Genomic DNA, 21,173 nt, shown 5'->3' with positions numbered 1-21,173 from the left:
GTGCTTGAAGCGGTGTGCCCGGCACACCGCTGTTCAGGTTCAAACCAGATGCAACGCCGTCAGCAGCATGTCGATCGCCTTGATACCCACGAACGGCACCAGAATCCCGCCCAGGCCATAGATCAGCAGATTGCGACGCAGCAGCGCCGCCGCACTCGCCGCCTGCACCCGCACGCCGCGCAGGGCCAGCGGGATCAGCACCACGATGATCAGGGCGTTGAAAACGATGGCCGACAGGATCGCGCTCTGCGGGCTGCTCAACTGCATGATGTTCAGCACGCCGAGCTGCGGGTAGATCGCGGCAAACAGCGCCGGCAGGATCGCGAAGTACTTGGCCACGTCGTTGGCGATGGAGAAGGTCGTCAGCGCGCCACGGGTCACCAGCAATTCCTTGCCGATCTGCACCACGTCCAGCAGTTTGGTCGGGTCGCTGTCGAGGTCGACCATGTTGGCCGCTTCACGCGCGGCTTGTGTGCCGTCGTTCATCGCCATGCCGACGTCAGCCTGGGCCAGCGCCGGGGCGTCGTTGGCGCCGTCGCCGCACATCGCGACCAGACGACCGTCGTTCTGCTCGTGACGGATACGGGCGAGTTTTTTCTCCGGTGTGGCCTCGGCCAGCACGTCGTCGACGCCTGCTTCAGCGGCGATCGCGGCAGCGGTCAGCGGGTTGTCACCGGTAACCATCACCGTGCGAATCCCCAGTTTGCGCAGCTCGGCAAAACGCTCGCGGATGCCCGGCTTGACCACGTCTTTCAGGTGGATCGCACCGAGCAGTTTGCCGTCGGCGCAAACCAGCAACGGCGTGCCGCCGCTCTGGGCAATCTTGTCGATTTCCCGGGACAGCGCCGGGGCCAGATCCTTGCGTTGTTGACCGAGGAACGCCAACAGCGAATCCACCGCGCCCTTACGGAATACACGGCCCTGATAGTCGACACCGGACAAGCGGGTTTCCGCACTGAACGGCACGGCGGTCAGGGTTTCCGGCGAAGGTTCAGGCTGCGGATTGGAGCCGCGCAGGTACTCGACGATGGACTTGCCTTCAGCGGTTTCGTCAGCCAGCGAGGCGAACAGCGCGCCTTCGGCCAGTTCACGGGCGTTCACACCCGGCGCGGCATATACCGCACTGCAACGACGGTTACCGAAAGTGATGGTGCCGGTCTTGTCCAGCAGCAACACGTGCACGTCACCCGCCGCTTCCACCGCGCGACCGGACTTGGCGATCACGTTCAGGCGCACCAGACGATCCATCCCGGCGATACCGATCGCCGACAGCAGACCGCCGATGGTGGTCGGAATCAGCGTGACCAATAACGCCACCAGGAACACCAGCGGCAGGCTGCCGTTGGCGAAGTGGGCGAACGGCTGCAGGGTCACGACCACCAGCAGGAAGATCAGGGTCAGGCCGATCAGCAGGATGTCCAGCGCCACTTCGTTCGGGGTCTTCTGGCGTTTGGCACCTTCGACCAGCGCGATCATCCGGTCAAGGGTCGATTCACCGGGGTTGGCGGTGATCTTCACCAACAACCAGTCGGACACCAGCCGGGTGTTGCCAGTGACGGCGGAGCGGTCGCCGCCGGACTCGCGGATCACCGGAGCAGACTCACCAGTGATCGCCGCTTCGTTGACCGCCGCGATGCCTTCGATGACCTCGCCGTCACCGGGGATCATTTCCCGGGCTTCGACGCGCACCACATCGCCCTTGCGCAGACTGGTGGCCGGTACGACCTGGAAGCTGCCGTTGGCCAGTTTGCGTCGGGCGCTGAGGCCCTCGCTGCCGGCCTTGAGGCTGTCGGCGCGGGCCTTGCCGCGACCTTCGGCCAGCGCTTCGGCGAAGTTGGCGAACAGCACGGTGAACCACAGCCACAGGGCAATTTGCGCGGCAACGAAGGTCGGTACGCTGCTGTCGGGAATGAAGCACAGCACGGTGGTCAGGATCGCCGTCAGTTCGACCACCAGCATCACCGGCGAGCGTTGCAACTGGCGCGGGTCGAGCTTGACGAACGCTTGCACCAGCGCCGGACGCCACAGGGCGCTGATCGCGGTTTTCGGAGCTTCAGCCGACTTGGCAGCTGTCGCTGGTTTTGAAGCTGGAACATGCATATTCATGATGGATTCCTTAGAAGCCCATGCTCAGGTGTTCGGCAATCGGGCCGAGCGCCAGGGTCGGCAAGAAGGTCAGGCCGCCCACCAGCAAAATGGTCACGGTCAACAGGGTCACGAACAGCGGGCCGTGGGTCGGGAAGCTGTTCTGGCCGATCGGTGCGGTTTTCTTCATCGCCAGGCTGCCGGCCAGGGCCAGTACCGGGAGGATGTAACCGAAGCGACCGATCAACATGCCCAGGCCGAGCATCAGGTTGTGGAACGCGGTGTTGGCGCCGAAGCCGCCGAACGCCGAACCGTTGTTGGCACTGGCCGAGGTGTAGGCGTAGAGCAACTGACTGAAACCGTGCGGGCCGGGGTTGCTCACCGCCGCCACCGGGCCGGGCAGGCTCGCGGCAATCGCGCCGAGCACCAGTACGCCGACCGGCATCACCAGCAGGGTGACGACCAGCAGTTGCACTTCACGGGCCTGGAGTTTCTTGCCGAGGTATTCCGGGGTGCGGCCGATCATCAGGCCGGCGAGGAACACCGCGATCAGCACGTTCAGCAACATGCCGTAGAGCCCCGCGCCGACGCCACCGAAGATCACTTCGCCGACCATCATGTTGACCAGCGCGACCATGCCGCTGAGCGGGTTGAGGCTGTCATGCATGCCGTTGACCGAACCGTTCGACGCCGCGGTGGTGGTCACCGACCAGAGCACGGTGGCGGTGGTGCCGAAGCGCGCTTCCTTGCCTTCCAGCGGCGCGGTCTGCTCGACGGCGACATTGTTCAAGGCAGGGTTAGGTTGATACTCGGCCCACAGCGAAGTGGCGCCGCCGATGATGAACAGCGCGAGCATGCAGCCGATGATGGCGCGGCTCTGGCGCAGGTCCTTCACGTAGTGGCCGAAGGTGAAAACCAGCGCCACCGGGATCAGGATGATCGAGGCGACTTCGAACAGGTTGCTCCACGCGGTCGGGTTCTCGAACGGATGTGCCGAGTTGACGCCGAAGAAACCACCGCCGTTGGTGCCCAGTTGCTTGATCGCAATCTGGCTGGCGGCCGGGCCGAGCGGGATGACTTGGTCAACGCCCTGCATCGTCACAGCATTCACGTATTGCGCGAAGGTTTGCGGCACGCCCTGCCACACCAGATACAGCGCCAGCAGCAGGCACAGTGGCAGCAGGCCGTAGAGGGTGGCGCGGGTCATGTCGACCCAGAAGTTGCCGAGGGTCTTGGTGGATTTGCGCCCGATGCCACGGCACAGCGCGACCAACACGGCGAGGCCGGTGGCGGCGCTGACGAAGTTCTGCACGGTGAGCCCGACCATCTGGCTCAGGTAGCTGAGCGACGCTTCGCCGCTGTAGGCCTGCCAGTTGGTGTTGGTCATGAAACTGACGGCGGTGTTGAACGCGAGGGTCCACTCCTGGCCCGGCAGGTTTTGCGGGTTCAGCGGCAGGTGATCCTGAAACAGCAGGATCGCGAACAGCAGCAGGAAACCGGCGAGGTTGAACGCCAGCAGCGCCAGCGTGTACTTCTGCCAGCTCTGTTCATCCTGCGGGTTAACGCCGGCAATGCGGTAACAGCCGCGCTCGACCGGGCCGAGAATCGGCGTCAGCCAGGTGCGCTGACCCTCCATTACCTTGTAATAGAAGCGCCCGAGGAACGGCGCCGGCAGCAAGACCACCGCGAAGAAAGCGAGGATCAGCCAATAGTCATAACTGTGCATAGCCGCTCCTAAGTCCGATCCGCGCGCAACAGCGCAACCAACAGATAAATGAACAGCCCCACTGCCAATAGCAGTGACACCCCGTCCAGAACGCTCATGGAAGATCTCCGTGTTACGGCGTATTGCCGCGTGTGGAGGCATTGTCGGAAAGGAGGCTGTAAAGGAACGAGAGCGAGGGTGCGCGCGGGGCATAAAGAAAGCGTAAAGAGTGGGTTTACGCGGGCGTTACAGGTGAGTTTTGCGTCGTGTGGACGGGCCTCTTCGCGAGCAGGCTCGCTCCCACAATTTGAAATGCGCGCGTCCAGGCACCGCTGACACCTGTGGGAGCGGGCTTGCCCGCGAAGACGGCAGCACAGACAACATCGCACCCAACTGGCGCACAATTTTGTCGGCATTGCGCCGCGAACATCCCCGATACGACAGCTTTCAGCCCATTACGACCCGCCAATACAAAATGGCACGCCCACTGCACACGCCCTTCCCCGAGCTTTCCAAACCGTTCAGGGAGCAAACGCATGAACACACAACTCAAACCCACGCTGGGCACGTTGCACCTGTGGGGCATTGCTGTGGGGCTGGTGATTTCCGGGGAATATTTCGGCTGGAGTTATGGCTGGGGCGTCGCGGGAACACTGGGCTTTCTGGTGACCTCGTTCATGGTCGCGACCATGTACACCTGTTTCATCTTCAGCTTCACCGAGCTGACCACGGCGATCCCCCACGCGGGCGGGCCGTTTGCCTACAGTCGCCGGGCTTTCGGTGAAAAAGGCGGATTGATCGCCGGACTGGCGACGCTGATCGAATTCGTCTTCGCCCCGCCGGCGATTGCCTTGGCGATTGGCGCGTACCTGAACGTGCAGTTTCCGGCCCTCGACCCGAAACACGCGGCGGTCGGCGCGTACATCGTGTTCATGGGTCTGAACATTCTCGGTGTGAAACTGGCCGCGACTTTCGAGTTGATCGTCTGCGTCCTGGCCGTCGCCGAGTTGCTGGTGTTCATGGGCGTGGTCGCCCCGGCCTTCAGCTTCAGCAACTTCGCGCTCAATGGCTGGGCCGGCTCGGACATCTTCGGTGCACCGGCGATTGCCGGGATGTTCGCGGCGATTCCGTTCGCGATCTGGTTCTTCCTCGCCATCGAAGGCGCGGCCATGGCCGCGGAAGAAGCCAAGGATCCGAAACGCACGATTCCCAAGGCCTACATCAGCGGCATTCTGACCCTTGTATTGCTGGCGATGGGCGTGATGTTCTTCGCCGGAGGTGTCGGCGACTGGCGGACCCTGTCGAACATCAACGACCCGTTGCCACAAGCGATGAAAACCGTGGTCGGCGACAACTCCGGCTGGCTGCACATGCTGGTCTGGATCGGTCTGTTTGGGCTGGTGGCGAGTTTCCACGGGATCATTCTTGGCTACTCGCGGCAGTTCTTCGCCCTCGCCCGCGCCGGTTACCTGCCCGCTTCGCTGGCGAAACTGTCGCGCTTTCAAACCCCGCACCGCGCCATCATCGCCGGCGGCGTGATCGGCATCGCGGCGATCTACAGCGACGGCCTGATCAACCTCGGCGGCATGACCCTCACTGCCGCGATGATCACCATGGCGGTGTTCGGTGCGATCGTGATGTACATCATGAGCATGCTCAGCCTGTTCAAACTGCGTAAATCAGAACCGAATCTGGAACGCACCTTCCGCGCGCCGTGCTATCCGCTGATTCCATTGATCGCACTGGTGCTGGCCGTGGTGTGCCTGGTGGCGATGGCCTGGTTCAATGCGTTGATCGGGCTGATCTTCCTCGGCTTCATGGCGGTCGGTTTCGGCTACTTCCTGTTGACCGGCCAATTGCGCGCCAACGCCCCGGCAGACGCGATGCTCACCGGCCTGTAAACCGCGACGGGCATAACCGGCCTAGAATGGAACCACTGCGAATGCACTTCGCTCAAAGTGGTATGCAGCGTTGCACGGCGAAACCCTCGCCCGTCGACCTGCCTTTAAGGAGAGCCGTTATGCCCTGGTATGCCTGGTTGATTCTGGTCGTTGCAATCGGCTCGATCGTCGGCGGTCTGATGATGTTGCGTGACACCGCCAACAAGGTCGAACTGACCGATGAACAACGCAAGCGTGTCGCTGAACGCAATGCCGAAGCGGACATCAAGGACGCGCAGGACCGCTGAACGAAAAACCCCGCCTGAATCGGCGGGGTTTGTTTTTTGTAGCGATTATTTTTCCCACTCGGCCTTCGCGATGTGCAAGCCATGCAGGCCTTTGTACGCCGCGCGCTCCGGCTGGCTCCAGCCTTCGAGCAACTCATCGTCCAGACGATAGATTTCCACCCCGAGCGGGCGGCACACGGTCAGCGGATCCTGCGCGTCCGGCCCCCACATCGCCAAAAACAAGTCACCACCTGGACAGGTCGACAACGCGCACAGCAAGTCGATTTCGGCGAAGAACTCCAGATAATCGCCCTTCTGCGCCGGGCAGGCCTTCATGAAATACAGGTCATCGTGATTCAGGCCGGTGCACTGAAAGATGTTCAGCACGTCATGCACATCGAACTCGGTCAGACCGTGTGGAAGTACGGCGCGGGTCAGGTTGGAATGGCAGTGATGGTGGAAATCCTCGCCAGTGAGCATTTTGTTCACATAGGGATCGCAGCGCGTGCCGAGCAAATCGTGCAAGCGCCCTCCGTGCTCGTCGATGCCGTAGCCGGCCAGGCTGTCATCGGTGATGGTCACCAGCGGACGCAGAAAAGGCAGGTTCGACCACAACCGGTCATGAGTGCTGACATGCGCGCCCTGCAGTTGCCGGGTGCGCGCCGCCCACATCCGCTCGCGCGGATCGTGTGCGTTCCACACATTGAAATCGCCCACCTGGGGCCCGACCGGTGTGGTGACGCGAAACACATGCCCCGCCGGCACGTGCCAGGCGCGGCCGGTGCGGATCGGCACCTCGAATTGCTCGATCAGCGTGCGCCCGTCCTTGCGGTCGCGAATCCGTTCGTAGAAAGGTGTATTGACCTGTAACGCCGAGCCTTTGCTGACCTGATAGGCGGCTGGGTAGTCTTTGTACATGATTTCTCCTGCTCCTCAAGTGATGGCAACTTTGCAAGCTGCAACCACTATCCGTGCCAACCGTTGATGGCTGTTACGAACATGTCGGAGTCACCGACAGTTTTTTTAGAAGTAGAAGTACAGTCACCATTCAATTTGCATTGGTTAAGATGGCGCTCTTGTTGCGGAGAGTTTAAATGCGTTACTCGCAGGATCATAAAGCCCAGACCCATCAGCGCATCATCAAGGAAGCGTCCGAGCGGTTTCGCAAGGACGGCATTGGCGCGACTGGTCTGCAACCTTTGATGAAGGCGCTGGGCTTGACCCATGGCGGCTTTTATTCGCATTTCAAATCGAAGGACGAGTTGGTTGAAAAAGCCCTTCAAGCGGCTGGCGATCAGATTGCGGGCTTGTGCGAGGAGCTGTTCGCCCAGGAAAAACCACTGGAAGCCTTCATCGATACGTACCTCTCCGAATGGCACCAGACCTCACCTCATGAAGGTTGCCCGCTGTTGACCATTTCGTCGGAACTTGGACTGCGTGGCCAGCCGAGCCCGACCAGCGATGAAGTGCTCAAGGCGCGCCTGGACCAGGTCGAAGGCGCCCTTGAAGGCGAGAACGCCGCCGAGCGCAGCATCGTCATCATGGCGACGTTGGCCGGGGCGCTCCTGCTGTCACGCAGTGTCGCGAATCCTGAATTTGCGCAGCAGATCCTTGATGTCACCCGCGAACACCTCAAACGCTCGGAAGACTAAGCCTGCCAGCGCTTGAATAGCACACTGGCATTTACCCCGCCGAAACCGAACCCGTTGGACAACGCATACTCGATCGGCATCGACCGCGCCTGACCGTCGACGATGTCCACGCCTTCGCTCGCCGGATCGGGATTGTCCAGGTTGAGGGTCGGCGGAACGATTTGATCGCGGATCGCCAACAGCGTGAAGATTGCTTCCAGACCTCCCGCCGCGCCCAGTAAATGCCCCGTCGCGGATTTGGTCGAGGTCACGGCGATGGAGTTTTGCGTGCCAAACACCGACTTGATTGCAGCCAACTCACCGAGGTCGCCCACCGGCGTCGAAGTCGCATGCGCATTCAGATGCTGCACCTGATCCGGCGTGATACCGGCCTGGGCCAGCGCCAGTGTCATCGCCCGGCGAGCGCCGCTGCCATCTTCCGGCCCGGCGGTCAGGTGATAGGCATCGGCGCTGGTGCCGTAACCGACCAGCTCGACCAACGGCTGTGCGCCGCGAGCCAGTGCGTGCTCCAGCGACTCGATCACCAGCAGCCCGGCGCCCTCACCCATCACGAAACCATCCCTGCCGCTGTCGAACGGGCGTGAAGCGCGTTCAGGCGTGTCGTTGTAGCCGCTTGACAAGGCCCGCGCCGCCGCAAATCCGGCAAGACTCACGCGATCGATACAGGCTTCCGCACCGCCGCACACTGCAATGTCGGCCTCACCGGCACGAATCAGCCGCACCGCGTCACCAATCGCCTGCACGCCGGCGGCACACGCGGTGACCGGTGCACCAAGCGGCCCCTTGAGACCGTGCTGGATCGAAACATGCCCCGCCGCCAGGTTGACCAGAAACGAGGGAATGGTGAACGGCGACAAGCGTCGCGGGCCTCGGCTGTCAGTGGTGCGCACCGCATCGGCGATCGCGCCGAAGCCGCCGACACCGGAGCCGATGATGGTGGCCGTGCGCTCCTGAGCGTGGGGCTCGGTCGGGTGCCAGCCGGCCTGTTCAAGCGCCTGCCGGGCAGCCTCCATCGCGAACAGAATGAAACGGTCCATTTTCTTCTGCTCTTTGGGCGGCGTGGCGCGATCCGGATCGAAACCTGCTTCGGCGTCCTCCTCCATCGTCGGCACCACGCCGCCGACCCGGGTCGGCAGATCGGCAATCACCGCTTCCGGCAGGTTCCGCAATCCCGAACGCCCGGCCAGCAAGCGCTGCCAGACGACTTCGACGCCGCTTCCCAAGGGCGATACCAGGCCCATACCCGTGACAACTACTCGACGCTGATCCATATCGGGTTGACCTCTCGTGACTCAAAAGACCTTTACTTGTAACGGCTGGCCGCTGAACTGTGGGACAGATTGGGCGCCATCACATGACGGGCGGCAACGAAGGCTTGCCACTCGCCCGCATCGGGCAACGAAGGAATCGTGACGAGCTCGCCCTGATCCAGACCGGACAGCGCGGCATCGACCATCTCACCCGCCTCCATGACCATTTCCGCGGGAATGCCGCTGGCATCGAATCCGGAGCGTTCCCAGATTTCGGTGCGGGTCACACCGGGCAATACCGCTTGCACCTTGACCCCGGTGCCTTCCAGTTCCGCATTAAGCGTTTGGGTGAGGCTCAACACATAAGCCTTGCTGGCACTGTAGGTGGCATTGAAACGCTCAGGAAACAGGGCAACCACCGACGCAATGTTGATGATCGTGCCGCGCCCGGCGCGGGTGAACGCCGAGGCGGCTGCGGCTGCCAGCCGGGTCAGGGTCGTCACGTTCAACTGAATCAGTTTTTCCAGCTCGTCCGGGTCGGCGTTCGCCAGCAATCCGTTGACCGCTACCCCCGCATTGTTGACCAGCAGACTAATGCTGGAGTCGCTGCGCAGACGCTGCTCAAGCTTGAGCACTTCATCCTTTTGCGTCAGATCTGCCTTCAGGACTTCGACCTGTACGCCATGGGCGTCTCGCAGTTTGCTGGCCGCGGACTCCAGGCGCTCCTGATCGCGAGCCACCAGCAACAGATCAAAACCACGTGCCGCCAACCGCTCGGCATACACCGCACCAATGCCGGAAGAAGCGCCAGTGACCAGCGCCGTGCCTTGGGATTTCGGGGAATTCATGACGATACTCCTGGAATGCGTGAGGAATGAGCGACCGCTGAAAAGCAGAGGGCTTCAGTGGCTACTGAAATTATTATAGGCATAATCTTAAACCAATATGATAGCCGTAATTTTCTATTTTCCGACGGAAAGGCTGTCGCCCTCTTGCGACGCTTGAAGGAAGCGGGAAGCAAAAAGGGCCGGTCAATGACCGGCCCCTTGGCGTTGAACAATCAGCTTAGTTCACTTCCAGCTTGTCGCGATTGCGATCCAGGATCGCCTTGCCGATCCCCTTCACTTCCAGCAATTCATCCACGGACGCGAACGGCCCGTTTGTTTCACGATAAGCAACAATCGCTTTCGCCTTGGCCTCGCCCACGCCTGCCAGTTCCTTCTGCAGAGTGGCCGCATCGGCGTTGTTGAGATCGACCCTCAGGTTTTGCGACGTAGCATTGACGTCGATGACCGGCGGTGTTCCATCCACGTTCGGAGTTACTGCTGGCGCAGCAATTACGGCGATCGAGGTGCTGGTGAGAAGGGCAAATACCAGGGAGTAGAAAAAGCCGGTACGCATAGGTGACGCTCCATGAGATCAAGTTGGGAAAGCAGCTTTTCCGTAGCTGCTCTCCAAACCTAGGTCATCCCTGGCGCCTGTCAAAAATGCGTTCGTTACCAGATGTGAAACAATCAGGGTTCCAGACGGCGCTGCTGATAAATCCAATCGACGATTTCACCATCCGGAGAATAGCCACTGACCGTCTCACGCAGGAGCTGACGGACTCGCGAGTAGTCGTCCCGCTCGATCGCAACCAGCAACTGATTCAGTTTTTCCTTGAGCAGATCCCAGTCCAGATAGTCTTCGTTGGCAGTCATGATCATTGGATGAGAGGTCGCTGACACGTTGTCGCCGATCAGCAATTCTTCGTAGAGCTTTTCTCCCGGACGCAGGCCGGAAAACTCGATATCGATATCACCGTGCGGGTTTCTTTCCGAACGCACGCTGAGACCAGACAGGTGAATCATCTTCTCCGCCAGCTCAACGATCTTCACCGGCTCTCCCATGTCGAGGACGAAGACATCCCCCCCTTGCCCCATCGAACCCGCCTGGATGACCAATTGGGCAGCTTCAGGGATTGTCATGAAGTAGCGTGTGATCTTCGGGTGCGTAACGGTGAGCGGCCCACCCGACTTGATCTGCTTGTGAAAAAGCGGGATCACCGAACCGGAGGAGCCCAGTACGTTACCGAATCTCACCATGGTGAAACGGGTCTTGTTGACTTGAGACACGCACGCCTCATCACCGAACAGCACCGGGGCTTTCTCACGACTGAGTGCCTGCAGCGTCAGTTCCGCAAGGCGCTTGGTGCTCCCCATCACGTTGGTTGGGCGTACGGCCTTGTCTGTAGAGATGAGCACGAAATTGGCAACACCCGCCTGCAAGGCAGCCTGCGCGGTGTTCAGGGTGCCAATGGCGTTGTTCAACACGCCCTCGGCGATGTTGTGTTCGACCATCGGTACATGTTTGTAGGCTGCGGCATGGTAAACCGTATCGACATGCCAGGTTTTCATCACGTCGAGCAGCTTGTTTTCATCCCGGACGGAACCGAGGATCGGAAGCAGTTTCACAGACAGGGATTCGCGAGAGATCCTCTGCTCCAGCTCGGAAAGAATACTGTAGAGATTGAACTCGCTGTGTTCGAACAACAAAAGAGTGGTCGGCTGCAACTCAAGAATCTGACGGCACAGTTCAGAGCCGATTGATCCACCGGCGCCCGTTACCATGACGACCTGGCGAGTGATGCAGTGCTCCAGCAGATCATCCTGGGCGGGCACGGCATCGCGCCCCAGCAGATCCGCGATATCCACCTCCTGGATATCATCGACCTTGACGCGTCCGCTGGCCAAATCCATGAATCCCGGAACACTGCGAACGTGCAGGGGAAACTTTTCCAGATAACTGAGAATCTCACGACGCCGGCCGCGGTTGGCGGAAGGGATCGCCAACAGAATTTCCTGAGCGCCAGTCGTATCGATCATTTGCTGAATATGCTTGGGCTTGAAAACCTGCAAGCCTGCAATCACACGGCTGGCAATACTGCCATCGTCATCGATGAACGCTACCGGACGCATCGCACGCCCCATGCGCAAGGCAGCGACCAACTGGTTGCCTGCTGCGCCGGCGCCATAGACAGCGACCCGTGGCAAGCCATCGTCGATATTGGCAAATGGAACGTGTTGAGCCGCGACAAACCAGTCGCCGGAAAAATACTGTCGCATCGCAACGCGCAGGCCGCCGATCATCACAAGACTGAGCCACCAGTAATTGAAAATGATGGATCTGGGCACGATGGTTTGATGATTGCTGTACCAGTAGACCACTACGCCGAGAATAAGCGAGGAAAGCGTCACCGCTTTAACGATAGCGATCAGTGCGTCGTTACCGACATAACGCATGACCGCGCGATACATGCCGAATCGAATGAAGAGGGGAATAGCCACTACGGGGGCGCTGAAAAACAACCAGAGGTGCTGTTGAATGGGACTGTTGAGTTCGTCTATTCCCAGACGCACGACAAACGCCATCCACAGAGAAAGCCAGACCAGAAAAACATCGGCAATTACCTGCAAGACCCGCTTGCGTCGGCGAGGAAGGGCTAACAAAACTGCTCTGATATTATCCATAAACGTATCAAACACCCCTTCAAGCTCCTGAAACCGAGAAAAACTATTGCCCATAGACTCAAAATTGAAACGCTCAGATACACAATGCTTCGACCCCGAAGCTTTTGTCCTTCGCTCCTTGTATGGGTCTTTGTGTCGGCGTCATGATACCTAGGTTCTGGCAAAAATCCCTTTAAAACCCTCTGTCTGGATAAAAATGGCCTGCCGCTGATTGCCGACAGTCATAGGAGAAAATCAAAAACCGCCAGTCTTCGGCCAATGCATTGCATTGACTGCCAGGAGGTACCGATCGTCAGGTCGGCATCAGCCGCATGTCACTTCAAGGACGAGAGTGATCGATGCAACGTACCGAAACCGATACATTCGACGTCCCTTCATGGCTTCAGACCTCTTGAAGCCTGATGGACAGCAAAAACGAGAGACCGCGATCCGCAACGCCACAACCTTGGAAAGCGTCGCGCAAAGAAGGCTATAATCGGCGTCGCATTTACATGCGGCACGTTCGATACCGACTAACAGCGGCTTCCAGACGCGCTGATTCATTTCAATTCCCAAGACATGCACGGTTAACACAAACTGAGCGGTTGCCCCTGATGACAAAGATGTCTCTCGACAATGTCGATTACGCCAAAGGAATTACACAGGCTCCCTGCGAGCGACTACTCATGGGAAAAACGCGCTCGCGCGCTCATGAGGGCAAACTGCGCATGCTCTCGGGTCTCCTCCTGGACAAGCGTCCCGACGGTCGATCGACCACGCTGCTCAAGGCATGACTCTGCCCTGCGTGCAATAGCGGCTTCCTGGGTAACGATAAGATACGTCAGACAGTGCAAGATGCCGGAAACGAATCAATCCCGACCAGAAAGCCCATTACCCCTTGAGCGCAACATGTACAGATCATCAATAAACCCAATGAACCTATATAAGACCTGCGGGCTTCAGCATGCCGGTTGAATTACGCGTCATTAGGCTAAACCAAGGAAGAACGGCTCAGTGAGTTATCCAATCGTCCCTCTGCGGACAAGTGGTACGGCATGTACACGCGGTAAATTTCATTTATTTTCAATAGCGGTGTTGTGATGACTTTGAAAACGTTATGTGTGTTCGGCACGCGCCCTGAAGCGATCAAAATGGCTCCCCTGGCGCTGAGCCTTGCTGCCGACGAACGCTTCGAAGCCAAAGTGTGCGTGACCGGTCAGCATCGCCAGATGCTCGACCAGGTACTGGATCTGTTCGAGATCAAGCCTGACTTTGATCTGAACATCATGAAGCCGGGCCAGGATCTGACCGACGTCACCACGGCAATCCTGCAAGGCATGAAAAAGGTCTTTGCCGAATACAAGCCGGATATCGTTCTGGTACATGGCGATACGGCAACCACGTTTGCAACGACACTGGCGGCCTACTACCAGCAGATCCCGGTTGCTCATGTCGAGGCGGGGTTGCGTACCGGCAATCTCTATTCGCCCTGGCCGGAAGAGGCTAACCGCAAACTTACCGGCGCACTGGCAGCGGTCCACTTCGCTCCTACAGAGACCTCCAGACAAAACCTGCTCAAGGAAGGCGTAGCGGAAGCTTCGATTCACGTGACCGGGAACACGGTCATCGACGCCCTGCTGGACGTTGTTTCACGCGTCAGCAACACAGCCTCTCTGCAACAGGCTTTCCACGAGCAGTTTTCGTTCATCGGTGAAGGCAAGCGAGTAATCCTCGTCACCGGCCACCGCCGTGAAAGCTTCGGCGACGGCTTCGAGAACATCTGCAAGGCACTGGCCACTACCGCGAAAGCCTTTCCGGACGTCGAGATTGTCTACCCTGTGCATCTGAATCCGAATGTACGGGAGCCTGTGAATCGTCTTCTGGCAGGCATCGGAAACATCCACCTGATCGAGCCTCTGGAATACTTGCCGTTTGTCTGGCTGATGAATCGCTCTTACCTGATCCTCAGCGACTCGGGCGGCATTCAAGAGGAAGCCCCCTCGCTCGGCAAGCCGGTCCTGGTGATGCGTGATACAACGGAGCGCCCGGAAGCTGTTGAGGCAGGTACCGTAAAACTTGTCGGTACTGCCGTAGACGCAATTACAAGCAACTTGAGCCGCCTGCTGACTGACTCTGATGCCTACGAGCAGATGAGCTACGCTCACAATCCCTACGGTGATGGGAAGGCTTGTGCTCGCATTCTCGAAACTCTTTCCAAAATCCAATAAGGCCAACGTATGAGCTTTGAAACTGTTTCTGTGGTCGGTCTCGGCTACATTGGACTGCCAACGGCAGCCGTTTTCGCCGCCCGCAAGAAAAAGGTGATTGGCGTCGATGTAAACCCCCGCGCTGTCGAAACGATCAATCGCGGTGAAATCCATATCGTCGAACCAGACCTGGATATCGTCGTCCACGCAGCCGTGACCGAAGGTTTCCTGCGGGCCACCACCGTCGCCGAACCGGCAGATGCGTTCATGATCGCCGTTCCTACGCCTTTCAAAGGCGACTATGAGCCCGATCTTGCCTACATCGAATCCGCCAGCAAATCCATCGCTCCGGTTCTGAAGAAAGGCGATCTGGTCATTCTCGAGTCCACTTCTCCAGTGGGTGCGACCGAACAGATGTCCGCGTGGCTGGCAGAGGCCCGCCCGGACCTGACCTTCCCGCAAACCCATGGCGAAGAGTCCGACATTCGTATCGCACACTGCCCCGAGCGCGTTCTGCCGGGTCACGTACTGCGTGAACTGATCGAGAACGATCGCATCATTGGCGGCATGACATCGAAATGCTCCGCAGCTGCCGTGCAACTGTACAAAACTTTCGTTGAAGGCGAGTGCATCATCACGGACGCCCGCACCGCCGAAATGTGCAAACTGACCGAAAACAGCTTCCGTGACGTGAATATTGCATTTGCGAACGAGCTTTCGATCATATGCGACAAGCTGGGTATCAGCGTCTGGGAATTGATCCGTCTGGCCAATCACCACCCACGAGTGAACATTCTGCAACCCGGCCCGGGTGTCGGTGGCCACTGCATCGCCGTGGACCCATGGTTCATTGTCAGCAAGACTCCGGAGCAGGCGCGCCTGATCCGCACAGCTCGTGAAGTGAACGACAGCAAGCCGCAATGGGTGATCGACCAGGTCCAGCAAGCCATCGGCAAGCACCTGCAGGCAAACCCGGACAAGACGGCCAAGGACGTTACAGTCGCCTGCTTCGGATTGGCCTTCAAACCGGATATCGACGACCTGCGTGAAAGCCCGTCCAAGGCAATCACTTTGAAAATTGCCGATGCTCATCCGGGCAAGGTACTGGCCGTCGAACCCAATATCGATCAATTGCCTGCCAACATGGAAGGCAAAGTCACTCTCTGCGATATCGACAGCGCACTGGCTCAAGCAGATGTGATTGTTCTGCTTGTCGACCACAAGCAATTCAAGTCGATCCCGCAAAGCAGCCTGGCGCGTGCAGAGCGAGTCGATACGCGCGGTATCTGGAACTGACCACTTATCGAAACTGAGCGCAGGACCAGGTGTCTCCATGAGTCATCGGGTCCTGCGCACTTCGTTGCTTCGATGAAAACTCCGATGATCATGTGCTCGAATTAGTCATGATGAGATTGAAGAAGGTTGAGACATGGTCAATCTGCTGATTCAGGCGCTGACACTGATTAGTGGCCTGGTAGTAAACTTTGTTATTCCTGGTTTATATGGACTTGAAGCCTATGGCGAGTTCATCAAAGCCAACGTGCTGGTTTTTTTATTTCAGAAACTGCTGGACATCATCAACGAGCAACTTCTTGCAAGCGTTGAACCTGAACACATCCTTGTCACTTCCTTATTTATGGCAAGCCTGATCTTCCTGCTCTTCAGCGGACTAAGTCAGTTGACGGATCTGGGCAATCCCTTGCTGCTCAGCGTCATGCTGCTTAGTTCAGCCTGCCTGCTGTCACTTTTCGGACTGCGACTCTACCGCTGGATCGTCGGGTATCTGATTCTGTTTCTGGGGGTTTTCTTCGCCGCCCTGTTTGTCAGCCATCAGAACATCTGGCCGCTGAGCATCGTGGACATCCTGTGCCTGACCAACCTGATCCCTTGTCTGCTGGCACTGGTTGCGCTGTTTACTCACGGAGCAAAACTACCGCTTGGCAAGCAGCTGGGCTCAACGCTCTGGCAGGTCATTACCCTTCTGCCGCGCATGATCTCCATCACGCTGTTCTTCAACCTGTTCACCAACATACTACCTTACATACTCTCGAAGATCCTGCCGGTTCGTGAGCTGGGACTGTTTCGCGTGATTGTGTCGATCATTCAATCCGCAACCAGTCTTTTCCCCATCAACGTCAGGGCAGTATTTGTTTCGTTCATATCCGGAGGCCAGCGCCAGGAGCAATACCGGATCATCATGTCGATCGCCGTGATGTACTTCGCGCTCGTGGGGTTGTTCGGTTATTTCGTATCGTGGCTCTTTCCCAAATATTCGGGCTATCTGGCCCTGCTCCCCTGCTTGCCGGTTCTCTACTGGGCGGTGGTGACGGAGCGATATCTCATTGCCTCGGGATTTCACCGCAGGGTCATCGCGATAAACGTATCACTGGGTTGTATCGCTGTGGTCTGCATGGTCTTTTTCGTGCAGGGACTTGAGGCCGCAAAAGTATTCTATGCACTGGGGTTCTCCGCTTACCTGCTGACACTGCACCTGTTCTGTCGCCCCGGCATCCAGCTTCCGGTGATTTTCTGGGTGGCAATACTTTCCCCCCTTTCTATAGTCATGGCCAACGTCAGCCTGATCTGGGGCATTTTCTATATGTGCTCCCTGTTGATCATCGCAACCTGGACTCTCCGTCTGCGCCTGGCAGATTTCCGTAAATTGAGGTTTTGAGAATGAACGCAGTCACGCTTTATCGTATTGGACACTGGTTCTATCAACGAAAGATCCCGGTTATTCCGATGCTCATTCGAAATTTCATTTTCCTGATCTTCAATTCGTATGTCCCCGTTTCGGCAAGCATTGGCAAAGGCTCGATCTTCGCTTATGGCGCCATCGGCGTTGTGCTTCACGCAAACGCCAGGATCGGTAGCGGCTGCGTGCTGGGCCAGGGCATCACGATCGGTGCGGCGGAAGGCTTTGCATCCAGCGAAATAAACAAGTGCCCCGTGATTGGCGACAACTGCTATATCAGTGCAGGCGCAAGAATAATCGGCGACATCAAGATCGGGAACAACTGCCAGATTGGCGCGTCCGCCGTCGTACTGAAGGACGTACCAGACAACTCCGTGGTTGTTGGAATTCCCGCTCGAATTGTTGGCCAGACATCTGCTGATTTCAAAGCAATTCGTCCGCGGAAGATGGCCGGAGAATAATGATGAAAGAATCATATTTTAATAAAAACAGTTGCGCGATTGCTGCCGGCGCGGGCACTGCCATTCTTCTTTCACAAGATCCTGGCGCCGCGTTCTACATCGGTACCGCCGGCGTTCTTCTCCTTATTCTCATGGCACTGAAATCGCCTTGGCACGGTTTGCTGGCGCTCTTTCCAATGGCATTTGCCATGCGTCCGGCGCCACCCTCACTGGGCCTGCAGGAGCTATCATTTGCAGCATTGCTGGCCACCGTTTTTGCAGGCAGCCTGCTGCAGCTCCTGCGCACGTACACGTTAAAAGATGCACTGAAGGTATTCGCAGCTCCCCTGCTGGTCGGTCTCCTTATATTGGGCACCAACCTGGCAGTTGCCATGCACAATCACGTTCCCCTCACCGACTGGGTGAGGGGCGTCATTCCCTTCCTGTTCATCTACGCATTGATCCCTGTCTGCATATTGGTCAGTCAGGATCAAACGCGTATTCGCTGGGTAGGCGGCTCAGTAGCGACGCTGGTCTTTCTGACCGCCGGATATATCGTTTTTTACTACTTCTACCAAGGCATCTGGAGACCCTACTGGATCGACCCTGCAGACGCTCAGGCCATCAAGCTTACAAAAGAAGCCGCCTTGCACAATGCCAATGCTATCGGCCCCATGCGCGACCGTATAACCATGGTTCTGGCGCAAGCGACCGACAGTCTGCTGCCCGTGGGAATGGCGGCCGGATTTGTCACTTGCATCCTGTCGCGGCAAAAGCAGATCACCGCTGTCGGTGCCTTGATGTCTCTGCTTTGCATGACCGCCGTACTGATCACTTTCACCCGCAGCATGCTGTTGAGCGCACTGCTGGTGATGATGCTGTTTTCCGCTTTCGTTTTTGTGTTTCACGCCCAACTGCGAAAAAAATTGATGGTGAGCGCCACCGCTCTGGGCATCTGCGCGCTGCTGTTCATTTTCGCTACAGGCATGCAGCAGATCTGGCTCGGCAGGATGAGCCTGCTGATCGAGTCTGGCATAGAGACAATCGTTAACTGGAAGCCAAGTGAAGAATCAAAAGCCGGCGACGATGGCATGTTGCAACCCATCGTTCCAACAAAGGAAAATGCCGACTTCAACGTCTCTTCGCGCGTTGTAGAGTATGGCATTGCATGGGACATGTTTAAGTCGCACCCGGTAGCGGGTAACGGACTGGGCATCAAACACGAAATGCGCTGGGAAACATCCAGCGGGGAATCGTTTACCCAATGGGTCGCTTATATTCACAACTGGCCGCTCTATACCTTGATGGTCGGTGGCCTGCTGGGAATCATTACTTATGCGCTGGTCCTGCTGGGCCCGATTGTCCTTCGAGTGACCTCGCTCAGAGTCGAGCCAGCCCACTGGACGATACTGCGATCCGTGGTATTGACCATGGCCATCTACGGCTTGTTTTTCGCCGTTTTCCGCCTGATCACCTTCAACTTGCTGCTCGCTACAGCCTGGGGCCTGATTCTCACCCAAGCGCTCTCGCGAGCGCCGAAAGTTCAAAACGACAGGAAGAGTGTTGATACAGGCGAGGCTTCACCCTCACCGTCGTCGCCTGTGCAAAACACCGCCAATCAAGAAAATATGGAGCTCAAGGCATAATGTGTGGTTTAAGTTTCTTTTGTGTTAAGCAGTCCGCGTCCGACACCAACCTCCAGTTGGAAGCGAGTCTTGCCGTCACAAAACATCGTGGACCGGATGCCTCTGGAACATACTTCACTACCGTTGCGGACTTCCAGATAGGACTCGGTCACAACCGGCTGAGCATTCTGGATCTGACAGCCGCCGGCAGCCAGCCCATGCATGCCGGGAATGGCATCAGCATCATTTTCAACGGCGAAGTCTTCAACCATCACGAGTTGAGGGACGACCTCGTCAAGAAGGGTTATACCTTCAACGGCACGTCCGATACCGAAGTCATCCTGAAGCTGTATGTCGAATACAAGGAACAGGCATTCAAGCAACTGCAAGGAATGTTTTCGCTGGTCATTCTTGACGAGAATGCCAGGAAGTTCTTTCTGGTCAGAGATGTCGTGGGCATCAAGCCGGTTTATTACTATTCAAGCGCCAATGGTTTTTATGCCTGCTCGGAAATACGCGGTCTGAAAAGCTATCCAGAGGTTGTTGCTGAAATCGATAACGATGACGTGTTCGAGTTCTTCAACAATGGGTTCATCTACGAGCCCAACACCGGTTATAAGGCAATCAAGAAAGTACAGCCGGGAACCTATATCGAATTTGACCTGACCACCGGCGCCCGTACAACCGTACGCTACCAGGACATCATCAACTTCAATACTCAACGGTCCATTGCCGACACCATCGAGTCTGCGGTCACCCGTCAATTGGAAGCTGATGTTCCGGTAGGGGTGTTCTTCAGCGGCGGCGCCGACTCCAGCATTCTTGCGAACTACACAGGAGCTGCGGACCTGTTTTTCGCGAAATACGAAGAAACCGAAGACTCCGCGGTGGACATGAAGTTTTCTGCCGACATCGCCAAGCACTTGGGCAAAGAACTTAAAGTTACCGAAATTCTCGACGCGAACGACAATCCGTTTGAATCCATCGACTTCGTCGCCAAAAATACTGAAGAGCTAGTGTCGGATTATACGTTCTGGGCCACCTATCGACTGTCCGACGAGGCCAGGAAGAGCGGATATACCGTAATGCTCAGCGGAATGGGTGGCGACGAAGCGTTTGCCGGATACCCCCGATACAAGGTCCTCAAGCACCACAATCTGATCCGCGCGGTCTACCCGCTGCTCAAGTCGTTGCTGAAGCTCAATCTTTTCCCGAAAAAACTCGACAAGAAGTTCGAGCGACTCGTCTCGTACGCCCAGGAAAGTTATTGGCCGCTGGCGTATTCGCGGATGCTCGGCTATTTCTCAAAACAGGAACTCAGCAATTTCTTCTCCAACTACTCGACACTGGAAAACACGTACAAACAGCGCCTGGACAATGTGCTGAGCCAGTACAAAGGCGATGTGGACGATAAAGTGAAATGCGCACAGCATTTCGACATGACCGGGTTCCTGAGTCACAACCTGGGCGTTTCCGACAAGGCAAGCATGCTGGCAAGCATCGAACTCAGAGTGCCGTTGCTGGATGAGCGCGTCGTTGCCAACGGGTTCGCAACCTCCAGTGCCGATCTGTTGAAAGACGGCGCGCCTAAAGCACCGCTCAAGACGCTCTTGAAAAGCCTGCTCCCCTCCACGCTGGTCAACCGTCCGAAAACCGGGTTCAACCCTCCTCTGGACGGGATCATTCTGCGCCTGGGTGCGGAACGCCTGGCATCTGAATTCCAGCGAATCTATCAATTCCTCAATCGCGAGGAAGTTGAGCGGCTGATAAAGAGTCACTTTTCCGGTGCCGCCAATAACACCTACAAACTCTGGCAACTTCTGTATTTTGAACGCTGGCTCAAATTCAACTTCGCTTGA

Annotated in this window: 17 protein-coding genes; 9 read left to right on the top strand and 8 right to left on the bottom strand. The window is 57.6% G+C overall.

All coding sequences use genetic code 11. From position 1 onward, the window contains the following. Positions 1-39: 39 nt before the first annotated feature. Genes kdpB through kdpF form a run of 3 tightly spaced genes read right to left on the bottom strand, consistent with a single transcriptional unit; the run spans position 40 to position 3,909 of the window. Positions 40-2,106, bottom strand: coding sequence for a potassium-transporting ATPase subunit KdpB (gene kdpB, locus AC07XZ_RS11580; RefSeq protein ID WP_102686470.1), 2,067 nt, complete (start codon positions 2,104-2,106; stop codon positions 40-42). Positions 2,107-2,116: 10 nt separating this feature from the next. Then, a complete protein-coding gene (gene kdpA, locus AC07XZ_RS11575; RefSeq protein WP_039770510.1) occupies positions 2,117-3,811 on the bottom strand; it encodes a potassium-transporting ATPase subunit KdpA in 1,695 nt (564 codons plus the stop codon). 8 nt (positions 3,812-3,819) lie between these two features. Continuing rightward, complete coding sequence (gene kdpF / locus AC07XZ_RS11570) at positions 3,820-3,909, bottom strand: K(+)-transporting ATPase subunit F (RefSeq protein WP_007950940.1); 90 nt, start codon at positions 3,907-3,909, stop codon at positions 3,820-3,822. Between the two features lie 417 nt (positions 3,910-4,326). Here kdpF and eat point away from each other — a divergent pair, with 417 nt between their 5' ends. Beyond that, positions 4,327-5,691 carry an ethanolamine permease gene (eat, locus tag AC07XZ_RS11565; RefSeq protein WP_085607188.1) on the top strand — a complete coding sequence of 455 codons (1,365 nt, stop codon included), beginning with the start codon at positions 4,327-4,329 and terminating at the stop codon, positions 5,689-5,691. A gap of 119 nt (positions 5,692-5,810) precedes the next feature. After that, positions 5,811-5,978, top strand: coding sequence for a DUF2897 family protein (locus AC07XZ_RS11560; protein WP_007950938.1), 168 nt, complete (start codon positions 5,811-5,813; stop codon positions 5,976-5,978). Between the two features lie 45 nt (positions 5,979-6,023). Here AC07XZ_RS11560 and AC07XZ_RS11555 read toward each other — a convergent pair whose 3' ends face one another. Further along, a complete protein-coding gene (locus AC07XZ_RS11555; RefSeq protein ID WP_102686471.1) occupies positions 6,024-6,875 on the bottom strand; it encodes an urea carboxylase-associated family protein in 852 nt (283 codons plus the stop codon). 176 nt (positions 6,876-7,051) lie between these two features. On the opposite strand from AC07XZ_RS11555, the gene AC07XZ_RS11550 reads away from it, so the two are divergent. Next, positions 7,052-7,609, top strand: a complete 558-nt coding sequence (locus tag AC07XZ_RS11550) for a TetR/AcrR family transcriptional regulator (RefSeq protein WP_102686472.1) — start codon at positions 7,052-7,054, stop codon at positions 7,607-7,609. Here AC07XZ_RS11550 and fabF read toward each other — a convergent pair. The 4 genes from fabF to AC07XZ_RS11530 form a co-directional block, all read right to left on the bottom strand. Beyond that, the gene (gene fabF / locus AC07XZ_RS11545; RefSeq protein ID WP_102719537.1) at positions 7,606-8,880 is read right to left on the bottom strand and encodes a beta-ketoacyl-ACP synthase II; all 1,275 of its coding nucleotides are present in this window, start codon (positions 8,878-8,880) and stop codon (positions 7,606-7,608) included. The genes AC07XZ_RS11550 and fabF overlap by 4 nt on opposite strands. Before the next feature lie 32 nt (positions 8,881-8,912). Next, complete coding sequence (locus AC07XZ_RS11540; RefSeq protein WP_085744991.1) at positions 8,913-9,707, bottom strand: SDR family NAD(P)-dependent oxidoreductase; 795 nt, start codon at positions 9,705-9,707, stop codon at positions 8,913-8,915. Between the two features lie 217 nt (positions 9,708-9,924). Continuing rightward, entirely contained in the window at positions 9,925-10,260 is a 336-nt protein-coding gene (locus AC07XZ_RS11535; RefSeq protein ID WP_102686474.1) for a ComEA family DNA-binding protein, read from the bottom strand. A 113-nt stretch (positions 10,261-10,373) separates the two neighbouring features. Further along, positions 10,374-12,368 (bottom strand): polysaccharide biosynthesis protein, encoded by a 1,995-nt coding sequence (locus tag AC07XZ_RS11530; protein WP_085744993.1) that lies wholly within the window; start codon positions 12,366-12,368, stop codon positions 10,374-10,376. A gap of 1,079 nt (positions 12,369-13,447) precedes the next feature. On the opposite strand from AC07XZ_RS11530, the gene wecB reads away from it, so the two are divergent. The 6 genes from wecB (at position 13,448) to asnB (ending at position 21,173) form a co-directional block, all read left to right on the top strand. Then, complete coding sequence (gene wecB / locus AC07XZ_RS11525; RefSeq protein ID WP_102686476.1) at positions 13,448-14,575, top strand: non-hydrolyzing UDP-N-acetylglucosamine 2-epimerase; 1,128 nt, start codon at positions 13,448-13,450, stop codon at positions 14,573-14,575. Positions 14,576-14,584: 9 nt separating this feature from the next. Then, the gene (gene wecC / locus AC07XZ_RS11520) at positions 14,585-15,850 is read left to right on the top strand and encodes a UDP-N-acetyl-D-mannosamine dehydrogenase (protein WP_085744996.1); all 1,266 of its coding nucleotides are present in this window, start codon (positions 14,585-14,587) and stop codon (positions 15,848-15,850) included. A 133-nt stretch (positions 15,851-15,983) separates the two neighbouring features. Next, positions 15,984-17,228 (top strand): hypothetical protein, encoded by a 1,245-nt coding sequence (locus AC07XZ_RS11515; protein ID WP_085744997.1) that lies wholly within the window; start codon positions 15,984-15,986, stop codon positions 17,226-17,228. A gap of 2 nt (positions 17,229-17,230) precedes the next feature. Next, positions 17,231-17,710, top strand: a complete 480-nt coding sequence (locus AC07XZ_RS11510) for a serine O-acetyltransferase (protein ID WP_085744998.1) — start codon at positions 17,231-17,233, stop codon at positions 17,708-17,710. A 2-nt stretch (positions 17,711-17,712) separates the two neighbouring features. Beyond that, a complete protein-coding gene (locus tag AC07XZ_RS11505) occupies positions 17,713-19,335 on the top strand; it encodes an O-antigen ligase family protein (RefSeq protein WP_102686477.1) in 1,623 nt (540 codons plus the stop codon). Beyond that, on the top strand, positions 19,335-21,173 hold the full coding sequence (gene asnB / locus AC07XZ_RS11500; RefSeq protein WP_102686478.1) for an asparagine synthase (glutamine-hydrolyzing): 1,839 nt from the start codon (positions 19,335-19,337) through the stop codon (positions 21,171-21,173). The genes AC07XZ_RS11505 and asnB overlap by 1 nt, the downstream gene beginning before the upstream one ends.

The organism is Pseudomonas sp. GW458-11-26-14-LB4 (assembly GCF_059423925.1).
The sequence above is the reverse complement of the archived record's forward strand: the minus strand, read 5'-3'. Positions and strand labels throughout refer to the sequence as shown.